Below are 23,271 nucleotides of genomic sequence, written 5' to 3'. Positions count from 1 at the left end.
AAGCTGTAAGCATGTCAACCACTAGCACCGAATCACCCCGAGCTCAGATCGGCGTCACCGGCCTGGCCGTCATGGGTTCGAATATTGCCCGCAATTTCGCCCGCCACGGTCACACCGTTGCCCTGCACAACCGCAGCATCGCGAAGACCGATGCCCTGATCGCCGAGCATGGTTCCGAGGGCGATTTCGTGCGCACCGAGACCGTCGAGGAGTTTGTTGCCGCACTTCAGAAGCCGCGACGCGTCCTGATCATGGTCAAGGCCGGCGCCCCGACCGATGCTGTCATCGAAGAGCTCGCAAACGCCATGGAGCCCGGCGACATCATCATCGACGGTGGCAACTCGCTCTACACCGACACGATCCGTCGTGAAGCGGCGATCCGCGCCCGCGGACTGCACTTCGTCGGCGCCGGTATCTCCGGTGGCGAAGAAGGCGCACTCAACGGTCCGTCGATCATGCCGGGCGGCCCGAAGGAGTCCTACGAGGCTCTCGGCCCGCTTCTCGAGTCCATCTCCGCTCACGTCGACGGCACCCCGTGCTGCACGCACATCGGCCCCGACGGCAGCGGTCACTTCGTCAAGATGGTGCACAACGGCATCGAGTACGCCGACATGCAGCTCATCGGCGAGGCGTACAACCTCTTCCGCGACGCTCTGGGCTACGACGCCGGTCAGGTTGCCGACGTCTTCACCGAGTGGAACAAGGGCACCCTCGAGTCCTACCTGATCGAGATCACCGCCGAGGTGCTCCGCCAGGTCGACGCCGAGACCGGCAAGCCTTTGGTCGACGTCATCGTCGACGCTGCCGAGCAGAAGGGCACGGGCCGCTGGACGGTCAAGTCCGCTCTGGATCTGGGCGTGCCGGTCACCGGCATCGCCGAGGCCGTGTTTGCTCGCGCACTGTCCGGTAGCCGCAATCAGCGCGCCGCAGCTCAGGCGCAGGGTCTGGCTGCCGGCTCTCTCGGCGACAAGCCTGCTGACGCCGAGCAGTTTGCCGCCGACATCCAGGCCGCGCTGTACGCGTCGAAGATCGTGGCGTACGCGCAGGGCTTCGATCAGATCGCTGCCGGCAGCGCCGAGTACGACTGGAACCTCAAGCCTGCCGACCTGGCGACGATCTGGCGCGGTGGCTGCATCATCCGTGCGCAGTTCCTCAACCGCATCAAGGACGCGTTCGACGCCGATCCGAGCCTGCCGAGTTTGATTCTGGCGCCGTACTTCCGCGAGGCCATCGAGGCAGGCATCGACAGCTGGCGCCGCGTGGTCGCCACCGCGACGATGCTCGGCATTCCGGTACCTGCGTTCGCGTCCTCGCTGTCGTACTACGACGGTCTCCGCGCGGAGCGTCTGCCGGCCGCCCTGACTCAGGGTCAGCGCGACTTCTTCGGCGCGCACACCTACGAGCGCATCGACAAGCCGGGCAAGTTCCACACACTGTGGAGCGGTGACCGCAGCGAAATCGAGGCCTGATTCACAGCGGGTATCGGTAGATGCGGTCATCTGCGTCTACCGATACCCGGTAGCCTGGACAAATGCAGGAATCGACGATCGACTCGCCCACCTCGACCGAAGGGCGTTCGTTCGTCGACCTCGGAATCCCCGCCGTGATGGTGCACGCGTTGCGCCGAAGCGGCATCGATGCCCCCTTCCCCATTCAGTCGGCAACCATCCCCGATGTTCTTGCCGGTCGGGATGTACTCGGGCGCGGTGCGACGGGTTCCGGAAAGACTCTGGCCTTCGGGCTTCCGATGCTGGTGCGCCTCAAGGGTGGGGCGAGCAAGCGGAATCGTCCGCGCGGTTTGGTGCTCGCTCCCACCCGTGAGCTGGCGATCCAGATCCACAAGGCACTCGACGACGCCGCTACCGAGATCGGTTTGCGTGTGGCAAATGCGGTCGGGGGCGTTCCGATCAAGCGTCAGGCCGACATCCTTGCCCGCGGCGTCGATCTGCTGATCGCGACCCCCGGGCGCCTACTCGACCTACTCGACCAGAAGTCGGTGATTCTCGACGACGTCGTGATCACGACCATCGACGAAGCCGACCACATGGCAGACATGGGTTTCATCGACGAGGTTGCGAAGATTCTCGACACGACTCCGAAAGACGGTCAGCGTCTTCTCTTTTCGGCGACACTCGACGGCAAGGTCGACGATCTGGTCGCGGGTTACCTGCGCAATCCGGCGTCGCACTCGACTGCTCCCCCGGTTGCGACCGTCTCGACCATGGAGCATCACCTGCTTTTCGTCGACCACGACGACAAGAGATCCGTTGTCGCACATATCGCTTCGCGCGCGGGGCGGACCATCATGTTCGTCAAGACCAAGCACGGTGTGGATCGTCTTGCGCAGCAACTGCATTTGATCGGCGTCTCGGCCGGGGCTCTGCACGGCGGCAAGACGCAGAACAATCGGACCAAGACCCTCGCGTCGTTCTCCGACGGGACAACACCGGTCCTGGTCGCCACCGATGTCGCCGCGCGCGGAATCCATGTCGACGACGTGACGCTCGTCGTTCACGTCGATCCCCCGGCCGAGGCGAAGGACTACCTGCACCGGGCCGGCCGGACGGCACGCGCCGGGGAATCAGGCGTCGTCGTCACCATCGTCACCGACGAAGAACGTGATTCGGTCGAGAAGTTGACCAAGCAGGCAGGCATCAAGGTTCACGGTGTGCGGGTTCGTCCTGACGATCTTGAACTCACGCGCATCACCGGTGCGATGGAGCCGACGGGAATTCCGGTCGAGGCTCCCGATACGACGGTTGCCGTCAAGCACACCGCCAAGCGTGGCCGTCAGGAACACGACACTGCAGGCCGGACCGCTGCCGGAGGCCGGATGAAGAAGGACGGCGACAAGCGCGCCGCCTCCTCGCGGCGCGTCACCGATCCGAAGAGTGTGAAGAAGATCCGTGCGGACGGCACTCCGGTCCCGACCCGTTCGGAGCGTCTGGCGTCCAAGGGCTTGACCCCGCGTCACGGCGCACCCGGCGCAGGAAAGCCGTCTGCCGGAAATCGGGCGGGCAAGCGCGCACACTGAGGGAATGGGTGATCTTCCACTGATCTCGGTTCTCTGCGCACTTCTCGCTGCACTGCTCTTCGCGTGCGCTTCGGTCGCTCAGCAACGGGCGGCGTCCGCGGTTCCTGAGGGCGAGGCGTTGGTGGCGTCGTTGATTCGCAGTCCTCGGTGGTGGGCCGGGCTGATCGGTGACGGCGGCGGGTACGTCATGCAGGCCGTTGCACTGTCGTTGGGTTCGGTGTTGGTGGTGCAGCCGCTGATCGTGACCTCGTTGCTGTTCGCGCTGCCTCTCTCGGCCAAATTCTCGGGAATCCGCATCACCCGTTCCGCGTGGTCACTGGCGATCATGCTCGCGATTTCCTTGGCGATCTTCCTCGTCGTCGGCGATCCCACCGAGGGAGACAGCAATGCTCCATGGTCGGATTGGGCTGTGCCCCTGACGATTACGGTCGCAGTGGCCGTGGCCGCAACTGTCGGCGGCTTGTCCAAACTCGACGGCGGCTGGCGCGCACTGCTTCTCGGCTCTGCGGCAGGCATCTTCTACGGCGTCGCCGTCGCATTCACCAAGTACGTCACCGACCTACTCGGCCACGGCGTCATCGGGGTGATTTCGGCATGGCAGACGTGGGCGCTGATCGCCTCGGGCGCAATCGGGGTCTACCTGCAACAGCGCGCGTTCCAGGTCGGGCCGCTGTCGGCGTCGCTACCCGCCCTGACGATCGGCGAGCCGATCGCGGCCATATTCCTGGGGATGACAGTGCTCGACGAACGCCTCCGCGTCGACGGTCCCGGAATTGCTCTCATCGGGTGCGCCGTCGCCGTCATGATCATGACCACGATCGCCCTCTCCCGCTCACAAGCGCGCGATACCGAGGGCGCTACGGCGGAATCGACGGTAGGCTCGTGAAACGTGCAGTTCCTCGAAGGGCAACGCCCCCCATACGACCTGACCTACGACGACGTCTTCCTTGTCCCTAACCGGACCGAGGTCACCTCTCGGTTCGACGTCGATCTCAATTCTTCCGACGGATCCGGAACGACCATTCCCGTCGTGGTCGCCAATATGACCGCAGTCGCCGGCCGCCGCATGGCGGAGACTGTCGCCCGCCGCGGCGGACTGGTCATCATTCCGCAGGACGTCCCCACCGAAGCTGTCGCCGAGACCGTGGCGTTCGTCAAGAGCCGCCACCTCGTCGCCGATACGCCGGTCACGCTGAGTCCGGACGACGCCGTCTCCGATGCGCTGGCGCTGCTTCCCAAGCGCGCTCACGGCGCGGTCGTGGTGGTCGAGGACGGTAAGCCTCTCGGTGTCGTCACCGAGGCTGCCTGCGCGGATGTCGATCGGTTCACTCGCCTCCGTACCGTCGCGATCACCGACTTCGTCACGGCCCCGGTCACCGCCACACCGCGTGAGGTCTTCGAACTGCTCGAAACCAAGCACGATCCGCTGGCGGTCATCGTCAACGAAGACGGGACTCTTGCCGGCGTCCTCACCCGCACCGGCGCGATTCGTGCCGGCATCTACGACCCCGCAGTCGACGAGCGCGGCGCACTCCGGGTCGCTGCGGCGGTCGGTGTGAACGGTGACGTGGGCGCCAAGGCCAAGGCACTCGTCGACGCCGGTGCCGACGTAATCGTCGTGGACACGGCTCACGGTCACCAGCAGAGAATGATCGATGCGCTCACCACCCTCAAGGCGCTCGATCTCGGCGTCCCGTTGGTCGCAGGCAACGTGGTCTCCGCACAGGGAACCCGTGATCTGATCGCCGCAGGCGCGGACATCGTCAAGGTCGGCGTCGGACCCGGAGCCATGTGCACGACTCGCATGATGACCGGCGTCGGACGCCCGCAGTTCTCGGCCGTCGCGGAATGTGCTGCAGCGGCACGTGAGCTCGGCAAGCACGTCTGGGCCGACGGCGGCGTTCGACACCCCCGCGACGTTGCACTCGCCCTCGCGGCGGGCGCGTCGAACGTCATGATCGGCTCGTGGTTCGCCGGCACATACGAGTCCCCCGGCGATCTCAAAGTCGATCAGGCGGGCAACGCGTACAAGGAGAGCTTCGGTATGGCCTCCAAGCGCGCTGTTGCCGCTCGCACAGCCACCGAAACGGCTTTCGATCGCGCCCGTAAGGGATTGTTCGAGGAAGGCATCTCCAGTTCGCGGATGCGTCTCGATCCCGAGCGCCCTGGAGTCGAGGACCTGATCGATCAGATCTGTTCCGGCGTGCGCAGTACCTGCACGTACGCTGGTGCGCGCTCTCTCGAGGAGCTGCACGAGAAGGCCGTTCTGGGCGTGCAGTCCGCCGCCGGATTTGCCGAAGGACGGCCGCTTCCGTCTGGTTGGTGAACCACGTTCTGTGACTGTCGGCGGGTGCTCGGGTCCCTACTCCCGGGCACCCGCCGGTATCATTGGATCCGTAAACAGAAAACAAAACTCGGTCGGGTGCCCTTCGGCGACCCGACCGAGCCCGCTACAGCCGAGAACTACTCGGCTCTGACGAAAGGAACCCGGTGCCCGAGGCACCCACACACTTACCCGGCGCTACACCCGTCGTTTTATCCGAGGAATCTTCTGATTCCGCCGGTTCGGAGGGCTCCTCTAGCGAGCCGGGAGACAAACCCGGCGGCCCCCGTGCACATCTCAGGTGGCGATGACACATGGACATCGTTTTCACCATTCTCAGCCTGGTCGGCTTCATCGCGCTGACTGCAGGCACCGCCCTCTTCGTGGCGGCCGAATTCTCACTGACCGCGCTCGAACGCAGCACCGTCGACGAAGCTGCTCGTGGCGGCGACCGACGCTCGCGGCAGGTTCAACACGCGCACAAGACTCTTTCGTTCCAGCTCTCCGGCGCTCAGCTGGGCATCACGATCACAACCCTGATCACCGGTTACCTGGCCGAGCCGGTCCTGGCACGGTTCATCACACCGGTCACGAAGGCCGTCGGGCTCAGTGAATCCGCTGCCTCGACAACGTCTTTGATCCTGGCGCTCGTGATCGCGACCTCGTTCTCCATGATCTTCGGTGAGCTCGTACCGAAGAACCTCGCAATCTCCAAGCCGATGCCCACCGCCCGCGCGACTGCGGGCCTGCAAGCAGGGTTCTCGCTGATCTTCCGGTGGGCCATCAACGGCCTCAACGGAACCGCCAACTGGATCGTGCGACGCCTGGGCATCGAACCCGCGGAGGAATTGCGCTCCGCGCGATCACCGCAGGAACTCGGGTCCCTCGTGCGGACGTCCGCGCAGCGCGGGTCCATCGACAAGGGCACGGCGATGCTCGTCGACCGTTCACTGCAGTTCGGTGACCGCACGGCAGAAGAGCTGATGACTCCGCGAGTGAAGATCGAATCGCTGGAACTCTCGGACACCGTCGCAGACCTGATCGTGACGGCGTCGCGGACCGGCTATTCGCGCTTCCCGGTCGTTCGCGGCGATCTCGACGACACGGTCGGCGTCGTACACATCAAGCACGCGTTCACCGTTCCGGCCGAACGTCGGCGCACGACGCGCGTCGACAGTCTGGCTCAACGTGTTCCCGTCGTGCCGTCGAGCCTGGACGGAGACACCGTCATGGAGCGAATCCGCTCGGACGGTATGCAGGTTGCGCTCGTCGTCGACGAGTACGGCGGAACTGCCGGCATCGTCACGATGGAAGACCTCATCGAGGAAATCGTCGGCGATGTGCGCGACGAACACGACGAACCCGAACTCGACGTGCAGCGCGTCGGCGACGGATGGTCGTGCTCCGGTCTCCTGCGCATCGACGAGGTCACTTCGGCTACCGGGTACACCGCTCCCGAAGGCGACTACGACACGCTCGGTGGGTTGGTGCTCACCGAACTGGGCCGCATCCCCGACGAGGGTGACGAGGTGGAATTGCCCGACGTCGACTCGTCCGGTGATTCGCGCGGAAAGTGGATTGCACGAGTGACCGGCATGGACGGCCGCCGTATCGACCGGGTGACCATCACGCCGGTCCCCGCTTACGTCGAACCCGAATCCGCAGACGACAGCAAGAAGGAGTCCGACGATGAATAACCTCTTCGGTGTACTCCTCACCGTCGTGCTGCTCGCCGGCAATGCATTCTTCGTCGGTGCGGAGTTCGCACTGATCTCCGCACGACGTGACCGCCTCGAAGCACTGGTCGCGCAAGGCAAGAAGCGGGCGCTCACAGTCATCAAGGCCGGTGAGAACCTCTCGCTCATGCTTGCGGCGGCTCAGCTGGGCATCACGATCTGCTCGATCCTCCTCGGTAAGGTCGCCGAGCCCGCCATTGCGCACCTCCTCGAGGTGCCGATGGAAGCCGTCGGTCTGCCCGACGGATTGCTGCACCCGATCTCGTTTGCCATCGCGCTGTCGCTCGTCGTCGTGCTGCACATCCTGCTCGGCGAGATGGTGCCCAAGAACATCGCGTTGGCCGGCCCCGAGAAGACGGCCATGCTGCTCGTTCCCGTGCATCTGGCGTTCATCAAGATCGCTCGCCCGATCATCGCGTTCTACAACCTGTGCGCGAACGGAGTGCTCAAGCTCCTGCGCGTCGAACCCAAGGACGAACTCGACGTCACGGTCTCGGCGGTGGAGTTGTCCGCGATGATCGGTGAATCGCGATCCGAAGGTCTGATCGACGCCGAAGAACACCGGCGGTTGAAGCAGGCACTCGAATCGACCGATCGGACCGTCTCCGAGGTCCTGATCACTCTCGACAAGGTGCGGACCATTCCCCTCACACCGTCGGGAACAACACTGGGTGAGATCGAGCGTGCGGTCATCGAGACCGGATACTCGCGTTACCCGGTGCGAGCGAGCGACGGATCGCTGGCTGGGTACGTGCACCTCAAGGACGTGCTCGACGAGGTGCTCGACGAGGCCGCTGGACCGGACACCGTCGTTCCGACGTCGGATATCCGGCCGCTGCCCATCGTTCCGCTCAGCACACCGCTGGCCGAAGCGTTGGCCGGCCTTCGTCGGGCCAGCTCGCACCTCGGCGCTGTCACGGACGCTGACGGAGTGGTGATCGGTATCGTCGCGCTCGAGGATCTCCTCGAGGAGTACGTCGGAACGGTCCGCGACGGCACGCACCGCGGCACGGATGCTGTTCCCGGACAAAGAAACAGCTGATCGATGACACGTTCGGTGCATTCACTCGCACTCGCGCAGAGCGAGTGGACGGCTCGGCGGGCGCTTCACCTCGAGGAGGTGGAGAAGCTCGTCGAGCCGCACCGAGCGCGTCGTAGCGCCGGTATCTCTCACCCGGTGCACGACTTCCTCTTCACGTACTACAACTTCAAACCCGCTCAACTGCGCCGCTGGCACCCCGGGTACGGAGTCGCGCTCGAGAACGCCGCCGAATACGCAGCCTTCTCCGGCTACCGCGTCGACGATTCGGGTACCGCGACGGTCGAGGCCTCAGTGCTGGAGCGTCGGCGTCACACAGTCGAATTCGTGTGGAATCTGTTGAATCAGACGTCTGCGCGGCCCGCTGTGCTGGGTTGCTTCGGCCTCCACGAATGGGCGATGGTCTATCGCGGCGGCGAGGACGCAATCCGTCACCAGTCGGTGCCGCTGCGACTCGGGTTCGCCGGTACCGACGCGGTCGTCGAATCCCTGCCACTCAAATGCACGCACTACGACGCGTTCCGGTTCTTCACACCGGACGCGGCCCCCAAGAACTCGCTCCCGCTTGCACGCGAAACTCAGATCGATCACGAACAGCCGGGCTGCCTGCACGCCGGTATGGATCTGTACAAGTGGAGCTTCAAGTTGTTGCCACTCGTCGATTCCGACCTGGTGATGCGGTGCTTCGAACACGCGCTCCTGGCCCGTGAACTCGACATGCGCGCGAGCCCATACGACCTTGCCGAGTACGGGTACTCCCCCATTCGTATCGAAACTCCCGCGGGCCGCGCCGAATACGTGCGTCAGCAACAACAGTTGGCGGATCGTGCTGCGCCGCTCCGCGATACGCTGGCAGAGAAGTGCCGGGAGCTTCTCGGCCACTGAACTGCCGAAAGGCGTCGCATGGATCACGGGTACGGGTTCTATCTCGACGAATACCAGCGTGGCGTCGGGGTGCACACCGACGACCGACGCGGGCACATCGAATGCCCGGACTCGGCGGGTTTCCTTGCGGCGCACTTGCCGGTGTTCGACCTCGCTGCGGGCTCGGTAGCGGCGTTCGCCTCGGCGATTCATCGGTCAACCGGCCCGGGCGACGGACACTGGACCCTCGATCCCGAGCGCATCGCCGCGTCCTTCTCGAGCGATCGACTGTTCCGGATCGGCGGCGAGCCGATCAACGGGTTCTCCGAGCACTCGGGGTTCTTTGCCGCCCGCGACGGTTGGGTCCGCACGCACGGCAACTATCCGCACCATCGCGACCGCCTGCTCGCCGTCCTCGAGCTCGATCACGGATCACCCAAAGATGCAGTGGCGCAACGGATATCCGAACTCAGCGCCATCGAGATCGAGCAGCAGGCCGCCGAGATCGGAGCCATCGCGGTCCGTGTTCGTACCGAGACCGAGTGGCGCCTGAGTGAGCAGTGCGCAGCTGCGAGGTCTGCGCCTCTGGTATCCATCCGAGCACGCGACGAGGGAAAACCCCGCACGCATCCGACGCGCCCACGCGTTCTCGACCTGACCCGCGTCATCGCCGGTCCGGTCGCGACGCGCGCCCTGGCGTTGGTCGGCGCTGACGTTCTGCGGATCGATCCCCCGGCGATCCCTGAGATCGGATGGCAGCACCTCGACAGTGGACAGGGCAAGCGGTCGGCGCTTCTCGACCTGAAGTCCTCGGCGGGAGCGACAGCGTTCCGAGAACTCCTCGAAACCGCAGACGTACTGGTCACCGGCTACCGGCCGGGTGCACTCGAAGCGCTCATCGGGCAGGATCTTCCCGCCCACCTGATTCACGGGCGCGTCAGCGCATGGGGATGGGAAGGTCCGTGGGCGAATCGCCGTGGCTTCGACAGCATCGTGCAGGCCGCGTCCGGCATTTCGTTTCTCGAGGGCGGTGAGAACCCTGGTGCACTTCCGGCGCAGGCACTCGACCACTCGACCGGATACTTCCTGGCAGCGGGGATCCTCGACGCGTTGACACTGCGCTCGCACGACGGCCGTGGCCGCGACGTCGACGTGTCGCTGGCAAGCACAGGCGCTCGTCTTCTCGACGCACCCGGCCGAACCGCCCATCCCGGTCTACCGACCGCTCCCGGCCTGAATGTTGTTGTCAACCATGCCGACGTGACCACCGCACGACCCGCGCTGGCAGAGTTCGAGGACTACCCCGAACCGGCGCATCCGTGGGGATCGGATCGCGCGGAGTGGGCACACTGAGGGACCGGCACATTCAGGGCAAGATGGACCTGTGAAGTCACATACCTACACACTCGACCTTCAGTGGACGGGCGATCTGGGAACCGGAACGTCCAGCACGCAGGGATATTCGCGCAATCATGCAATATCCGCGGTCGGAAAGCCGGAACTTCTCGGCAGCTCCGATCCCTCGTTCCGCGGCGACGCGCAGCGATGGAACCCCGAGGAACTGCTCGTTGCCTCCCTCGCCCAGTGCCACATGCTCTGGTACCTCGGGCTGGCAGCTGCCGCTGGGGTCGTCGTTCTCGACTACAGCGATCAGCCGGTCGGCAGCATGATCGAGGAATCCGATGGCGGCGGCCAGTTCATCGAAGTGACGTTGAATCCGACGGTGTTGGTCGCGGAGGCGTCGATGGTCGAGAAGGCCCAGGAGCTTCACGGCCCCGCACACACGAAGTGCTTCATCGCTCGGTCGGTGAACTTCCCCGTCCTGCATTCCCCGACGATCCTGGTGGCCACCGATGAGTGACATGCACAAGCTCATCGTCGACGTCGACACCGGTATCGACGACTCGTTGGCGCTTCTCTATCTCCTTGCCAGCCCCGAAGCCGAGATACTGGGGATTGCGAGCACCGCCGGCAACGTTCCGGTGGAACAGGTCGCGGCCAACAACTTGAACTGGCTTGCGCTCTGCGGCGCCCCGGACATCGAGGTTGCACTCGGCGCCCGCGAGCCATTGGTCATACCGTTGCGCACCACCGAGGAGACTCACGGTCCGCAAGGAATCGGCCATGCGGTCCTCCCCGATTCGGGTCGCAAGCGCTCGGTCCGAACCGCCACCGACCTCTGGGTGGATCTCGTCCGGGAGTACCCCGGACAACTCACCGGGCTGGTGACGGGGCCGCTCACCAACCTGGCCTTGGCGATCAGACGTGAACCCGATCTGCCGTCTCTGCTGAAGCGACTGGTAGTGATGGGTGGGTCGTTCAACTATCCGGGCAACACGACGCCGACCGCGGAGTGGAACGTCTCGGTGGATCCGCACGCCGCCAAGGAGGTGTTCGACGCGTTCTCCGTCGTACCCGCGCACCGGCGCCCGATCATCTGCGGCCTCAACGTCACCGAATCCATCGAGATGTTCCCCGAACATGTGCGTCGGCTCGCCGAAGCTGCCGGGAGCACCCCGGAAGAGATCATCTCGCCTGACGACGGTCCCGACGTCCGCAGTTCCGCGTCCAACAGCGTGATCAGGCATATGTCCGACGCAATCCGGTTCTACATGGAATTCCACCGTGAATACGACCAGGGATTTCTTGCTCACATGCATGATCCCTTCGCTGCTGCCGTCGCGCTCGATCCGAGCCTGGCGACGCTGAAACCGGCAACGGTAGATGTCGAAACCGAGAGTCCACTGCTGATCGGAACGACGGTCGCGGACTGGGTCGGGCACTGGCAGCGTGAGCCCAACGCGGATATCGCGGTCAGAACCGATCCGGCGGAATTCTTCGATCGACTTGTCCACCGAGTGGGAAATTACGCCCGCGTCGTGGGTTGACCGAGCCGGTCACCGGCTATGCTCGCATGGACAGAACACCAACGAACGAGAACAAAGGACCTGACGTGCAGATTTCCAGCCACGATGCCTCCCCGGCATTTGCGCTCGGATTGATGGCGTTCTGGCCCACTCGTCGTAGCGCATGCTTCGATCAGGCGTGTTGCTGAGCGGCGATTCTCGCTGCCTGCACCCCTGACTTTGTCGCTTCTTCGCTCGGAGTCTGTCTTCTCATGTTCAACCTTCTTTTGTTCACCCTTGTCGGCGTCGGCGCCCAGCTCGTCGACGGCGCCCTCGGTATGGCCTTCGGTGTCACCGCAACCACTCTGTTGATGATCGGTGGCCTCGGTCCGGCTCAGGCCAGCGCCGCTGTTCACCTGGCCGAGGTCGGCACCACCCTCGCTTCGGGTGTGTCGCATTGGAAGTTCAAGAACATCGACTGGAAGCTCGTCGCCAAGCTCGGTGTGCCCGGCGCAGTCGGTGCATTCATCGGCGCAACTGTGCTCTCGGGTCTGTCCACCGAAGCGGCAGTCCCCATCACGGCGACGATCCTGCTGGCCATCGGTATCTATGTGGCACTACGCTTTTCGGTCCGCCCACCGGCCGTCGCGGACGCTCGTACCACCCCGCACACTGCACGTTTCCTGTCCCCACTCGGCCTGTTCGGTGGTTTCATCGATGCATCCGGCGGTGGTGGTTGGGGTCCGATCACCACCAGCACGCTGCTCTCACGAGGAAAGACCGCGCCGCGCACCGTGATCGGCTCGGTCAGCGCCTCGGAGTTTCTGGTCGCGTCAGCCGCGTCGCTGGGATTCCTTGTCGGATTGGGACGTGAGTCGGCGGGAAACCTCCTCGTTGTCGCCGGTCTCGCGCTCGGCGGTGTCATCGCAGCTCCGTTCGCGGCGTGGCTGGTCAGCCGCGTACCTGCAACCTTGCTCGGAACGGCGGTGGGCGGCGTCATCGTGTTGACCAACGCACAGAAGCTGTTCAAATCCTTCGACATCACCGGGGCGGTCACAGTGGCCGGTTACCTGACCATTCTCGGCGCGTGGGCAGCGCTGCTGTTCTACGCGTGGAAGCGGTCCACGCTCACCCCGGCCGAGGCAGAAGGCGATTTCACGGGAGTCGAACTCGCTGTCGAGACCGAACTCACCGAGCCTGCAGTCAAACGCGAACGATAACTCGTCACAGAAGAAATCCCGGGTATCCGCGCTCGGATACCCGGGATTTCGTTCTTTCCGCGCTAGTTGCTTCCGTCGAACGCGTCGAGAATTCGCCCCGCCGCCAACGCTGCTGTCAGCGAACCGTCACGCACGCTCTGCTCGACGTCGGCCCGGATCGCACGCACCCGATCGTTGCTCGAGAGCCTGCGTAGCAGCTGATCGTTGACCATCGTCCAGGTCCAATCGACCTGTTGCTTGCGACGCTTCTCCTCGAACTGTCCCGCTTCGGTGAGCACCTCACGGTGTTTGGTGACAGTTCCCCAGAACTCGTCCAGCCCGACACCTTCGAGGCCGCTCATCGTGATGACGGGCGGCTTCCAGATGGCGTCGTGCGGGTAGATCAGGCGAAGCGCTCCGGCCAATTCGCGGGCAGCACCCTTTGCCTCGCGCTCATGCTTGCCATCGGCCTTGTTGACCGCCACCAGATCTGCGAGCTCGAGGACACCCTTCTTGATGCCCTGGAGCTGATCACCGGTACGAGCGAGGGTCAGGAACGTGAAGCAGTCCACCATGTTGGCAACAGTGACTTCGGACTGGCCGACACCCACCGTTTCCACCAGGATGACGTCGAAACCGGCAGCTTCGAGAAGCACGATGGTCTCGCGGGTTGCCTTGGCTACACCACCGAGCGTGCCGGACGTCGGTGACGGCCGGATGTACGCATTCGGTTCGACGGTGAGCCGAGCCATGCGTGTCTTGTCGCCGAGAATCGAGCCGCCGGTGCGGGTGGACGACGGATCGACCGCCAACACCGCAACCCGATGTCCCTTGCTCAGCAAGTACATTCCGAGCGCGTCGATGAAGGTCGACTTGCCGACGCCGGGAACTCCGGTGATGCCGATCCGGTGCGCTCCCCCGGCCTCCGGCAGCAACTTCAGTAGAAGTTGCTGCGCGAGGGCCCGGTGGTCGTCGCGAGTGGACTCGACGAGGGTGATCGCCCGAGCGAGGCCGGCACGCTGATTTCCGCGCACCGCCTCGGCGAGGGAATCAATGTCGATGGGCTGACGTGCCATCTTCAGTGACCCCCTTCTCAGCTGTTGTCGTGACCCAGTTGGGCGGAGAGCTTCTCCAACAATCCGCTGGCAGCGTCGGCGATGACGGTGCCGGGCGGGAAGATGGCAGCAGCGCCGGCCTCGTAGAGTTCGTCGAAGTCACCGGGCGGAATGACGCCGCCGACGACGATCATGATGTCGGGACGACCGGCCGCAGCCAGAGCCTCCCGCAGCGCCGGCACCAAGGTGAGGTGACCGGCGGCCAACGACGACACACCGACTACGTGGACGTCGTTGTCGGCCGCCTGATTGGCGACCTCTTCGGGGGTCTGGAACAGCGGTCCGACGTCGACGTCGAATCCGATGTCCGCGAAGGCCGTGGAGATGACCTTCTGGCCACGGTCGTGACCGTCCTGGCCCATCTTCGCGACGAGGATGCGGGGACGACGTCCCTCGTCATCGGCGAACTTCTCGACCAGTTCCATCGCTTTGCTGATGTTGCTCACCGTTCCTGCCTCGTCGCGGTACACACCACTGATGGTGCGGATCTCGGCCTGGTGGCGTCCGTACACCTTTTCGAGGGCGTCGGAAATCTCGCCGACGGTAGCCATCGCGCGGGCGGCGACGACAGCGAGGGCGAGGAGGTTGTTCTCCATGCCGCCTTCGGTGGATGCGGCAGCTCGAGTAAGGTTCGCCAGTGCGGCCTCGACGGCTTCCGGATCACGTTCCGCGCGAAGACGAACCAACTTCTCGAGCTGTTCCTTCCGGACCTTGGAGTTCTCGACCTTGAGAACTTCGATGGTGTCGACCTCGTCGGGAACGTACTTGTTGACGCCGACGAGCGGCTGCCGACCGGAGTCGATGCGTGCCTGGGTGCGGGCGGCAGCCTCCTCGATGCGCAGCTTCGGGATGCCTTCGTTGATGGCCTGAGCCATTCCGCCGGCTTCCTCGACCTCTTCGATGTGCTTACGAGCCCGGTTGGCGAGTTCGTTGGTGAGCCACTCGACGTAGTACGAGCCACCCCACGGGTCGATGGGACGCACGGTGCCGGATTCCTGCTGCAGCAGCAACTGGGTGTTACGGGCGATGCGGGCGGAGAAGTCCGTCGGCAATGCGATCGCTTCGTCGAGTGCGTTGGTGTGCAAGGACTGAGTGTGGCCCTGGGTGGCAGCCATGGCTTCGACGCAGGTACGCGGAACGTTGTTGAAGACGTCCTGCGCGGTCAGGGACCAGCCGGAGGTCTGCGAGTGGGTACGCAGCGAGAGAGACTTCGCGCTCTTGGGATCGAACTTGGCGACAAGCTCGGCCCACAGGAGGCGTCCGGCGCGGAGCTTGGCGACCTCCATGAAGAAGTTCATGCCGATGGCCCAGAAGAAGGACAGGCGAGGTGCGAACTTGTCGATGTCCATACCGGCGTCGAGGCCGGCGCGGATGTACTCGACGCCGTCGGCGAGGGTGTACGCCAGTTCCAGATCGGCCGTCGCTCCGGCTTCCTGGATGTGGTAGCCCGAGATGGAGATGGAGTTGTACTTCGGCATTTCCGCGCTGGAGTACGCGAAGATGTCCGAGATGATCCGCATCGAGGGCTTCGGCGGATAGATGTAGGTGTTACGAACCATGAACTCTTTGAGGATGTCGTTCTGGATCGTTCCGGCCAGCTTGTCCGGAGTGACACCTTGCTCGCCTGCCGCAGCGACGTACAGCGCGAGAATCGGCAGCACGGCGCCGTTCATCGTCATCGAGACCGAGACCTGCGAGAGGTCGATTCCGTCGAAGAGCTGACGCATGTCGAGGATGGAATCGATTGCGACACCGGCCATTCCGACGTCACCGGCAACGCGAGGATGATCGGAGTCGTAGCCGCGGTGTGTGGCGAGGTCGAAGGCGACCGAGAGACCCTTCTGACCGGCCGCGAGGTTACGACGGTAGAACGCATTCGACTCCGCGGCAGTGGAGAATCCGGCGTACTGGCGAATGGTCCACGGCTGGTTCACGTACATGGTCGGGTACGGACCACGCAGGAACGGCGCTGCGCCCGGGAAGCTGTCGAGCGGGTAACCCGACTCGGCGGCGGCCGTGCGGTCCGCACCGGTGTACACCGGCTTGACGTCGATGCCTTCGGGGGTGGACCAGACAACCTGCTCGGCGGCGTAGTTGTGGGCGTTGGCGCCCTCTTCGATGAGCGCCTGGGCCTGCTCGACTGACGGCGGTGTGGGTGCCGGAGACTGCGGGTCCTCGAGTGGGACCTCGGCGAAACTGCCGATCACGTGCTTGACCTCTCGTGTCGTCACTTGGAGCTTCCCGTCTCGATGAAGTCGAGCAGTTCGGTCAGAGCCGACACTGCGTCGATGCGGGCGGTGAGGAATCCGTCCGGGCGAGAATCGCCGGTCGCGTCGGCGACTGCCTTCTCCGGTCCTGCGAGCAGCACCTTGGTGATGCCGGCGGCGCGAAGTTCGGCGACGGCCGCTGCGGCGCTCTCGCCGTAGCGCTTGTCCGTGCCGCACAGCACGGCGACGGTGGCACCGGAAGCCTTGACTGCAGCGGAGATGGCCTCGGCGCCCACCTCGAGCGGGCCGGGGTTGACTGCGTCGATACCACCCGAAGCGAGCAGGTTGGACGCAAACGTGGTGCGCACGTTGTGTTCTGCAACCGAGCCCAGCGGCGCGAGAAGCGCAGTGGGACGGGCGCCGCCGGCGGCGAGGAACGCGTCCGAACGGTCACGAAGCGCTTCGAATGCAGCTGCGTAGCGGGCGACGGACTGGCCGGGCTCGACGGCTTCGGCGGACAGCGGCGTTTCGCCGAGGTTCGGGAACTCGTTGACACCGGTGACCGTGGTCTTGCGGTGTGCGATGTCGGAGTCGCGCTTGGCCTTGGTAGCGGCGATGCGACCGGAGACGATTCCCGCTTCGAGTGCCGCCAGATATCCGCCGGCTGCTTCGATTTCCTGGAAGAACTCCCACGCGGTGGCGGCGATCTGCTGTGTCAGGTCCTCGACGTACCAAGACCCGGCCGACGGATCGAGGACACGGCCCAGGTGCGACTCCTCGAGCAGGAGCAGCTGTGTGTTGCGCGCGATGCGCGAGGAGAAGGACTTGCTGACACCGAGGGTGCCGTCGGCCAGGGCGACGTCGAACGGAAGAACTGTCACTGCATCTGCTCCGCCGACGCCGGCGCCGAATGCGGCGAGGGTCGTGCGCAGCATGTTCACCCAGGGATCACGCTGAGCCATCATCGCGGCGGAGGTGACTGCGTGCTGCGGCGCTCCACCGAAATCGGAAGCTCCGCAGACCTGGGCGATGCGTGCCCATACGAGACGTGCGGCGCGGAACTTCGCGATGGTCTGGAACTGATCGTCGGTTGCCGCGTAGCGGAAAGCCAACTGCGACAACGCAGCACCGATGGTCAGGCCGCTCTGGGCGGTGAGTGCACGGAGGTACTCGAGGCCGGCGGCGATTGCGGCTCCGAGTTCTTCGGCATCCCCGGCACCCGCGTTGTGAAAGGCCGTGCCGTCGACGGTGATCGCGTGCACGGTTTCCGCACGAGCTGCGGCGAGGGCGGCCAACTCGACTGCGCCTGCAAGTTCGACGTCGGCTGCGCCGGAGAACGAACTGGTCAGCGGCGCTGCACCGAGGTGAACTCGGATACTGCTGCGATCGCTGACACCGTCGCCGGCTTCGCCGCGAGCATCGAGGAGAGAGAAGAGTGCTCGGGCTGCATCGTTTGTCGCTGCGCCTGCATCGAGCGTGAGCGGTGCGAGGTCGAGAAGCACGCCCTCGAGCGCAGCGGCGAGGTCGGTGACCGGAACGCCGTCGGCGCCCACCTTCAACCAGAGTGCGCTGACTCCGTTTTCGAGGGCGTCCAGGATGGCGCGATTGGTCTCGGCCGCCGAAGCGGTTCCGAAAGCAGCGGAAACCAACCAACCGGCATTGACATCACGGTGAGCGTCGACGCCACGCACGTACGGAAAAGTGCCCGGCAAGCTCTGCTCGGGACGCTCGTCGCGTGGGCTGTAGAGCGGTGCGACAGTGACACCGTCGTAGGTGACGGTTTCGAGCAGTTTCTGTGGCTCGGGGCCCAGTTCTGCCGCGTCGACTCTGCGGGACTTGGCGAGCACACCGGCTACGGAGCGCTGCCACTCCGCGTACGCCTGCTCGACAGCCTCGGCTTCTGAAGCTAATGACACTGTGTCCGCTCCCTCTCATTTTTTGCGTGAGCGCTTTACCGATAATCGGATTTGTTCGTTAGTTCTGTGATGCTAACCCGCGGTTGAGCCCAGATATCGTGAGGATCACGTCATGTTCTTCACAGGGCTGTTCGTGGCCACTTTCCGACCGGCCGGGCGACGTGCGGATTCGGTCGTTCGTGCACGTGTAACCGGCCCTTACCTAGCGATTGTTCAGCATGTTTGCGGGTTACCCGCGAGTTCGTTTCACTGGCCGGGACTGCAGGTGAAGGCCACTCCGAAAGCCTAGTGGTTTTCGTCACAGCGCCGTTTCATTGTCGCCTGGAGCACGTCGCTTTCCCGCCCCCGTGGCGATGTTCGACTCACGATTGCGGGTCGGCAGTCGGCCCGGTTCACCGTTCGCAGGTAGCCTTGTGACCTGTGATGGGACGCCTGCTGGACCGAAGATTGATCGCAATAGTCCTGGTAGTGCTCGCTTTGTTCCTCGCAGCCCTCCTCGCCCCACATCCCACGGTGTCCCAGGTGCGAGAGTGGGCGGACTCGGTTGGCCCGGCGTTTCCCCTCGTGTTCTTCCTGGTTCATTCGATAGTCACCGTCGCGCCGTTCCCGCGCACCGTCTTCACGCTCAGCGCGGGGGTTCTTTTCGGCTCGGTGACCGGCATCGCTCTTACCGTGGCGGCAACGACTGTGAGCGCCGTTCTGGCCCTCTACCTGGTCCGCGCCATCGGCCGCGACGTCGTGTGGCAACGGATTTCGAGTCCGACGATCCGGCGGGTGGACGAGCGGATCGAAAAGCGGGGGTGGCTGGCCGTCGGCTCTCTGCGCTTGATCGCGTTTGTCCCCTTCTCGGTGGTGAACTACTGCTGCGGCATTTCGTCGATCCGGATCGTGCCCTACATCCTTGCCACCGTCGTCGGCATCTTGCCCGGCACTGTTGGGATTGTCGTTCTGGGCGATGCGCTCTCCGGCGAAGCCGATCCTCGTCTCCTGATTCTGTCCGGGATCTGCATTGCGATCGGCATCGCCGGTCTGGTGTTCGACGCTCGCCGTCAGCCTTCACCGGGCGAAACCATCGTTGACAACGGTCAACCCCAAGAGGTTGATTTGATTGAGTCAACCCAAAACGATTGACTATTGAAAGTCAACTATCTAGCATTGACTAATGTTTGTACTGACGGTGGATCAGCGAGGTAGCCGACGGGATGTCGACCGCGTCGGGGACATCATCGACGACATGGCCGATCGCAGGCTCCTGCGGCTGTTCGAGCGCACAGCGGGCGACGAGATTCAAGCGGTGACCGACGATCCGGCGCTACTCGTCCTCGTCGCACTCGAGCTGATTCGGCGCGAGCACTGGAGTGTCGGGATCGGGATCGGTCCCGTCGAGCAGCCTCTCCCACGGCAGACCCGGGCCGGACGCGGACCGGCATTCGAAGCTGCTCGGATCGCCGTCGAGCGAGCCAAGCGAGCTCCGGCCAGAATTGCCGTCGAACAGGCGCCGGCGGATAGCTCACGCGACGAACTCGCCGCAGATGTCGATGCCGCGTTCACCTTGCTCGGAACGATCGTCACGAGACAGACGAAGGACGGACGCGAAGCCATCGCCCTGATGGACAGCGGACTCACTCAGGTCAGCGCAGCGGCCCACCTCGGAATCACCAAACAGGCCATGTCCAAGCGACTCCTGACAGCCGGGTGGCACGCAGAACTCGCCGGGCGCAGACTCGCAGAACGACTTTTGGTCAGACTCCAGCCCTAGACTGCTCACGCTCGCACCGGTACAAACTCGTCGACACAGCAGGGGGCTCGAATACATGGTCGTTCTGGCGTTGATCGCGCTCGCCGTCGCCGCCGCGGCACCAGCAGTTGCAGCGGCACTGGGACCGCTCAGTCGTGGTCGACTGGAAGTCCCCGAATGGGCGTCGTCCGTGGTGGCTCTTCCGGCGCTGGGTGTTGCCGCACTGGCATCGACCCGAACGACCCCGGTCACCGGTTTCGCTCTCGGGGCGACGCTTGTCCTGTGCGTACTTGCCGCCGCCACGGCCGGTGCACCGTTGGTACTTGCCACCTTCAAGATCGCTCGTCGCCAACCGGACGGGAGCCCGGCACCGGACGCCGGACCTCTTCGCGGCGGACGTGTGATCGGCATCCTCGAACGGCTCGCGGTGGCGGCATCGATTCTCGCAACCTGGCCGGAAGGCATCGCGATCGTCTTGGCAGTCAAGGGGCTCGCGCGGTACCCGGAACTTCGCGAACCTCATGCGTCCGAGCAGTTCATCATGGGAACCTTCGTCAGTGTCCTCTGGGCGATCGCCGTATGCGGAACGGGACGGGCACTCATCACGTAGGTGATGAGTGCCCGTCCCGATCAACGTTCGCTACGAGAGGCGTCTACTGGCGCTGGCCACCCTCGGGCGGCTGCCCCTGGTACGGGTACTTCTGCTGGAAATCTTCACGCTCGGGCGGCAGCGGCAACTGACCCGGCCAAGGATTTTCGCCCTGCTGTGGCAACGCGGGATCTACGAATCCAGGCTGCTCGGGCGCACTCTCACGGCGGTGCCTGACCGCAGCTGCCGGGTCTTCGACCGGTGTGCGTGCAGCAACTTCAGCAGCGCGCACTGCTTCCGCGATAGCCGGATCGGATTTGGTCTCGAACCACTCCGCCACCTCGGCTGAATCGTCCTCAGGATTGGGAAGATTCTCTTCGGCGGCCGGCGGCTCGTACCGGAAAACGCCATCCTGCCCTTGCGCGCCAAGCGTTTTGGCAAATCCCTTCAGCGCGTCACCGAAGTCGCTGGGTACGAGCCACACCTTGTTCGCATCGCCTTGCGCCATCTGCGGCAACGTCTGAAGATACTGGTATGCAAGCAATTCCGGAGTCGGCTTACCGGACTTGATTGCAGCGAAAACCTTCTCGATGGCCTTGGCCTCGCCTTGAGCCTGCAAGTACTTGGCCGCGCGGTCACCTTGAGCGCGAAGGATCTGGGACTGACGCTCACCCTCGGCGTTCAGGATCGAGGCCTGCTTGTTTCCCTCGGCAGAAAGAATCTGGCTCTGCTTGGCACCCTCGGCGGTCTTGATAGCGGATTCGCGGTGACCTTCAGCCGTCAGAATCATCGCGCGCTTCTCGCGGTCCGCCTTCATCTGCTTTTCCATCGACTCCTGGATCGAGGGCGGCGGATCGATGCTCTTGAGCTCGACGCGGGCCACTCGCAGGCCCCAGCGACCAGTCGCCTCGTCGAGGACACCACGAAGCTGACCGTTGATGGAATCACGCGAGGTAAGCGTCTCTTCGAGGGTCATTCCGCCGACGACGTTTCGCAGCGTGGTGGTTGCCAACTGCTCGACGGCAGCGATGTAGTTGCTGATCTCGTACACCGCAGCTTGCGGATTGGTGACCTGGAAGTACACCACCGTGTCGATGGACAGTGTCAGGTTGTCCTGGGTGATCACCGGCTGCGGTGGGAAGGAGACCACCCGCTCACGAAGATCCACCTTGGCGCGCACACGATCGGCGAACGGGATCAAGAACGTGAGCTGCCCGGACACCGTCTTCGAATACCTACCGAGCCGCTCGATCACCGCGGCTTCTGCCTGCGGTACCAGTGCTACCGACTTCGCGACCACCAAGATCACGAATAGCACCAACACACCGAGCACTATGAGTGCTGCCATTAAGGTCCCCTCCAGACGACTGCTGTTGCGCCGTTGATTTCCATCACCGTCACCTTGGTACCCGGCGGGTACACCTCGGTGGTGTCGTACGGCCTGGCAGTCCACACCTCGCCGTCCAACTTGACCTGCCCGGAATGCTCGCCCACTTCTTCCAGAACCAGAGCGTGCTTACCTTCGAGTGCCTGTATTCCGGTCGGGGTCGGCGGCGGACTACCGAAGCGACGCAACATGATCGGTCGCACGCCCAGGACGAGGGCGGCGGAGAACACTCCGAACATGACGGCGTCGACCCACACCGGGAAGTCGGTGACAGCACTGACACCGGCAGTAGCGAGCGCCCCACCGGCGAGCATCAGCAGGAAGAAATCCCCCACCAGCGCTTCGGCCCCGGCGAGCACCAGTGCTCCGATCAGCCAAATAAGTGCAGCCACAACACCATCTAACCAGAATGTGTGACCCAGGCCGCCGCTACGTCAGTTCGGCTCGGTAACGAAATCGACAAGTTGTTCGACTGCACCGATCAAAGGAGCTTCCAGATCGCGGAAGCTCTCGACCGAGTTGTAGACCCGCCGCCAGCCCTCCTGAGGTGTCCCCCAGCCCAGTTCGCGGCAGATTCCCGTCTTCCAATCCTCGCCGCGTGGAATCTTCGGCCAGGAGGCGATTCCGACAGATTTGGGACGAACGGCCTCCCACACGTCGATGTACGGGTGCCCGGTCACCAACACGTCCGGGCCGAGGCCCTGAGTCAGTTGGGTTTCCTTGGAACCGGTGACCAGGTGGTCGACCAGGACCCCGACGCGGCGGCCGGGACCAGGCCCGAATTCGGCAAGCCGCTCCCCCAGATTGTCGAGTCCTTCGAGATGTTCGACGACAACACCTTCGACGCGAAGATCGTGACCCCACACCCGCTCGACGAGGGCAGCATCGTGTACTCCCTCCACCCAGATCCGGCTGGGCAGTGCCGTGCGGGCGCGTAAGCCTTCGACTCGCGTCGAACCCGAAGCCGACCGTGCGGGTCTGGTGGACACGGGCTTGGGGGCCGGGCGTACGAGGGTGACCGGTGAGCCGTCGATGAGGAAGGCCGCCTCGCGCATCGCGAACAACCGCGTCCGGGAACGACCGTCCTCGAGCCGCACGAAATCGCCGTCGTACGTGCGCTCGAAACCGACTACCGCACCGCAGAATCCCGTCGCCGCATCCTCGACGACAAGATCACGCTCGGCCGCCACTTCAGGCGTCACGCGCTTCTGTTTGCGGGTATGACCCGCAAAAATGTCACCGTATCCGTTGCCACCGCTCACGCCGGATCACGCTAGG

At 64.3% G+C, this 23,271-nt stretch carries 20 protein-coding genes; 14 read left to right on the top strand and 6 right to left on the bottom strand.

Features of this window, described 5'->3' with window-relative positions; translation table 11 throughout:
- Positions 1-11: 11 nt before the first annotated feature.
- The 11 genes from gndA to RHP72_RS14890 all read left to right on the top strand — a co-directional run bounded on the left by gndA (position 12) and on the right by RHP72_RS14890 (position 13,062).
- A complete protein-coding gene (gene gndA / locus RHP72_RS14940) occupies positions 12-1,469 on the top strand; it encodes an NADP-dependent phosphogluconate dehydrogenase (protein WP_007730904.1) in 1,458 nt (485 codons plus the stop codon).
- A gap of 62 nt (positions 1,470-1,531) precedes the next feature.
- Positions 1,532-3,034, top strand: coding sequence for a DEAD/DEAH box helicase (locus tag RHP72_RS14935; protein WP_217018854.1), 1,503 nt, complete (start codon positions 1,532-1,534; stop codon positions 3,032-3,034).
- Between the two features lie 4 nt (positions 3,035-3,038).
- Positions 3,039-3,920 (top strand): DMT family transporter, encoded by an 882-nt coding sequence (locus RHP72_RS14930; protein WP_042919783.1) that lies wholly within the window; start codon positions 3,039-3,041, stop codon positions 3,918-3,920.
- Between the two features lie 3 nt (positions 3,921-3,923).
- On the top strand, positions 3,924-5,360 hold the full coding sequence (locus RHP72_RS14925) for a GuaB1 family IMP dehydrogenase-related protein (protein WP_020969620.1): 1,437 nt from the start codon (positions 3,924-3,926) through the stop codon (positions 5,358-5,360).
- Between the two features lie 311 nt (positions 5,361-5,671).
- A complete protein-coding gene (locus RHP72_RS14920; RefSeq protein ID WP_003944847.1) occupies positions 5,672-7,054 on the top strand; it encodes a hemolysin family protein in 1,383 nt (460 codons plus the stop codon).
- On the top strand, positions 7,047-8,135 hold the full coding sequence (locus tag RHP72_RS14915) for a hemolysin family protein (protein ID WP_003944826.1): 1,089 nt from the start codon (positions 7,047-7,049) through the stop codon (positions 8,133-8,135). Before RHP72_RS14920 ends, RHP72_RS14915 begins: the two co-directional genes overlap by 8 nt.
- A 3-nt stretch (positions 8,136-8,138) precedes the next feature.
- The gene (locus tag RHP72_RS14910) at positions 8,139-9,017 is read left to right on the top strand and encodes a hypothetical protein (protein ID WP_064075308.1); all 879 of its coding nucleotides are present in this window, start codon (positions 8,139-8,141) and stop codon (positions 9,015-9,017) included.
- A gap of 18 nt (positions 9,018-9,035) precedes the next feature.
- Positions 9,036-10,349, top strand: a complete 1,314-nt coding sequence (locus RHP72_RS14905; RefSeq protein ID WP_218695024.1) for a CoA transferase — start codon at positions 9,036-9,038, stop codon at positions 10,347-10,349.
- Positions 10,350-10,380: 31 nt separating this feature from the next.
- Positions 10,381-10,857, top strand: a complete 477-nt coding sequence (locus RHP72_RS14900) for an OsmC family protein (RefSeq protein ID WP_007727816.1) — start codon at positions 10,381-10,383, stop codon at positions 10,855-10,857.
- Positions 10,850-11,884: a nucleoside hydrolase gene (locus tag RHP72_RS14895; RefSeq protein ID WP_003945017.1), complete on the top strand. Its 1,035-nt coding sequence runs from the start codon at positions 10,850-10,852 to the stop codon at positions 11,882-11,884. The genes RHP72_RS14900 and RHP72_RS14895 overlap by 8 nt, the downstream gene beginning before the upstream one ends.
- A gap of 230 nt (positions 11,885-12,114) precedes the next feature.
- Entirely contained in the window at positions 12,115-13,062 is a 948-nt protein-coding gene (locus RHP72_RS14890; RefSeq protein WP_007727818.1) for a sulfite exporter TauE/SafE family protein, read from the top strand.
- 62 nt (positions 13,063-13,124) lie between these two features.
- Here RHP72_RS14890 and meaB read toward each other — a convergent pair whose 3' ends face one another.
- The 3 genes from meaB to mutA are packed head-to-tail and all read right to left on the bottom strand — an operon-like array spanning position 13,125 to position 18,279.
- On the bottom strand, positions 13,125-14,117 hold the full coding sequence (meaB, locus tag RHP72_RS14885) for a methylmalonyl Co-A mutase-associated GTPase MeaB (RefSeq protein WP_007727819.1): 993 nt from the start codon (positions 14,115-14,117) through the stop codon (positions 13,125-13,127).
- A 17-nt stretch (positions 14,118-14,134) separates the two neighbouring features.
- Positions 14,135-16,387 (bottom strand): methylmalonyl-CoA mutase, encoded by a 2,253-nt coding sequence (gene scpA, locus RHP72_RS14880; protein ID WP_311093547.1) that lies wholly within the window; start codon positions 16,385-16,387, stop codon positions 14,135-14,137.
- Complete coding sequence (gene mutA / locus RHP72_RS14875; RefSeq protein ID WP_050656504.1) at positions 16,384-18,279, bottom strand: methylmalonyl-CoA mutase small subunit; 1,896 nt, start codon at positions 18,277-18,279, stop codon at positions 16,384-16,386. The genes scpA and mutA overlap by 4 nt, the downstream gene beginning before the upstream one ends.
- A gap of 423 nt (positions 18,280-18,702) precedes the next feature.
- On the opposite strand from mutA, the gene RHP72_RS14870 reads away from it, so the two are divergent.
- Genes RHP72_RS14870 through RHP72_RS14860 form a run of 3 tightly spaced genes read left to right on the top strand, consistent with a single transcriptional unit; the run spans position 18,703 to position 20,627 of the window.
- Complete coding sequence (locus RHP72_RS14870) at positions 18,703-19,410, top strand: TVP38/TMEM64 family protein (protein WP_007727829.1); 708 nt, start codon at positions 18,703-18,705, stop codon at positions 19,408-19,410.
- 31 nt (positions 19,411-19,441) lie between these two features.
- Entirely contained in the window at positions 19,442-20,038 is a 597-nt protein-coding gene (locus RHP72_RS14865; RefSeq protein ID WP_054188230.1) for a hypothetical protein, read from the top strand.
- A gap of 55 nt (positions 20,039-20,093) precedes the next feature.
- Positions 20,094-20,627 (top strand): hypothetical protein, encoded by a 534-nt coding sequence (locus tag RHP72_RS14860; protein ID WP_003944797.1) that lies wholly within the window; start codon positions 20,094-20,096, stop codon positions 20,625-20,627.
- A gap of 43 nt (positions 20,628-20,670) precedes the next feature.
- Here RHP72_RS14860 and RHP72_RS14855 read toward each other — a convergent pair whose 3' ends face one another.
- From RHP72_RS14855 to RHP72_RS14845, 3 genes are read right to left on the bottom strand one after another with little or no spacing between them, the layout of a single operon-like run.
- Entirely contained in the window at positions 20,671-21,954 is a 1,284-nt protein-coding gene (locus RHP72_RS14855) for an SPFH domain-containing protein (protein WP_030536387.1), read from the bottom strand.
- The gene (locus RHP72_RS14850) at positions 21,954-22,385 is read right to left on the bottom strand and encodes an NfeD family protein (RefSeq protein ID WP_003944877.1); all 432 of its coding nucleotides are present in this window, start codon (positions 22,383-22,385) and stop codon (positions 21,954-21,956) included. The genes RHP72_RS14855 and RHP72_RS14850 overlap by 1 nt, the downstream gene beginning before the upstream one ends.
- A gap of 42 nt (positions 22,386-22,427) precedes the next feature.
- The gene (locus RHP72_RS14845) at positions 22,428-23,255 is read right to left on the bottom strand and encodes a DUF3097 domain-containing protein (RefSeq protein ID WP_042449128.1); all 828 of its coding nucleotides are present in this window, start codon (positions 23,253-23,255) and stop codon (positions 22,428-22,430) included.
- Positions 23,256-23,271: the final 16 nt, after the last annotated feature.

Origin of the sequence: Rhodococcus sp. SG20037 (assembly GCF_031763325.1) — a bacterium.
Taxonomy (GTDB): domain Bacteria; phylum Actinomycetota; class Actinomycetes; order Mycobacteriales; family Mycobacteriaceae; genus Rhodococcus_F; species Rhodococcus_F qingshengii.
The sequence above is the reverse complement of the archived record's forward strand: the minus strand, read 5'-3'. Positions and strand labels throughout refer to the sequence as shown.

Bases quoted from the DNA above. Each gene is read 5' to 3' on its own strand.
- gndA (WP_007730904.1), top strand. From the start codon at position 12: ATGTCAACCACTAGCACCGAATCACCCCGAGCTCAGATCGGCGTCACC.
- RHP72_RS14935 (WP_217018854.1), top strand. From the start codon at position 1,532: ATGCAGGAATCGACGATCGACTCGCCCACCTCGACCGAAGGGCGTTCG.
- RHP72_RS14930 (WP_042919783.1), top strand. From the start codon at position 3,039: ATGGGTGATCTTCCACTGATCTCGGTTCTCTGCGCACTTCTCGCTGCA.
- RHP72_RS14920 (WP_003944847.1), top strand. From the start codon at position 5,672: ATGGACATCGTTTTCACCATTCTCAGCCTGGTCGGCTTCATCGCGCTG.
- RHP72_RS14915 (WP_003944826.1), top strand. From the start codon at position 7,047: ATGAATAACCTCTTCGGTGTACTCCTCACCGTCGTGCTGCTCGCCGGC.
- RHP72_RS14910 (WP_064075308.1), top strand. From the start codon at position 8,139: ATGACACGTTCGGTGCATTCACTCGCACTCGCGCAGAGCGAGTGGACG.
- RHP72_RS14905 (WP_218695024.1), top strand. From the start codon at position 9,036: ATGGATCACGGGTACGGGTTCTATCTCGACGAATACCAGCGTGGCGTC.
- RHP72_RS14895 (WP_003945017.1), top strand. From the start codon at position 10,850: ATGAGTGACATGCACAAGCTCATCGTCGACGTCGACACCGGTATCGAC.
- RHP72_RS14890 (WP_007727818.1), top strand. From the start codon at position 12,115: ATGTTCAACCTTCTTTTGTTCACCCTTGTCGGCGTCGGCGCCCAGCTC.
- meaB (WP_007727819.1), bottom strand. From the start codon at position 14,117: ATGGCACGTCAGCCCATCGACATTGATTCCCTCGCCGAGGCGGTGCGC.
- RHP72_RS14870 (WP_007727829.1), top strand. From the start codon at position 18,703: ATGGGACGCCTGCTGGACCGAAGATTGATCGCAATAGTCCTGGTAGTG.
- RHP72_RS14865 (WP_054188230.1), top strand. From the start codon at position 19,442: ATGTTTGTACTGACGGTGGATCAGCGAGGTAGCCGACGGGATGTCGAC.
- RHP72_RS14860 (WP_003944797.1), top strand. From the start codon at position 20,094: ATGGTCGTTCTGGCGTTGATCGCGCTCGCCGTCGCCGCCGCGGCACCA.
- RHP72_RS14855 (WP_030536387.1), bottom strand. From the start codon at position 21,954: ATGGCAGCACTCATAGTGCTCGGTGTGTTGGTGCTATTCGTGATCTTG.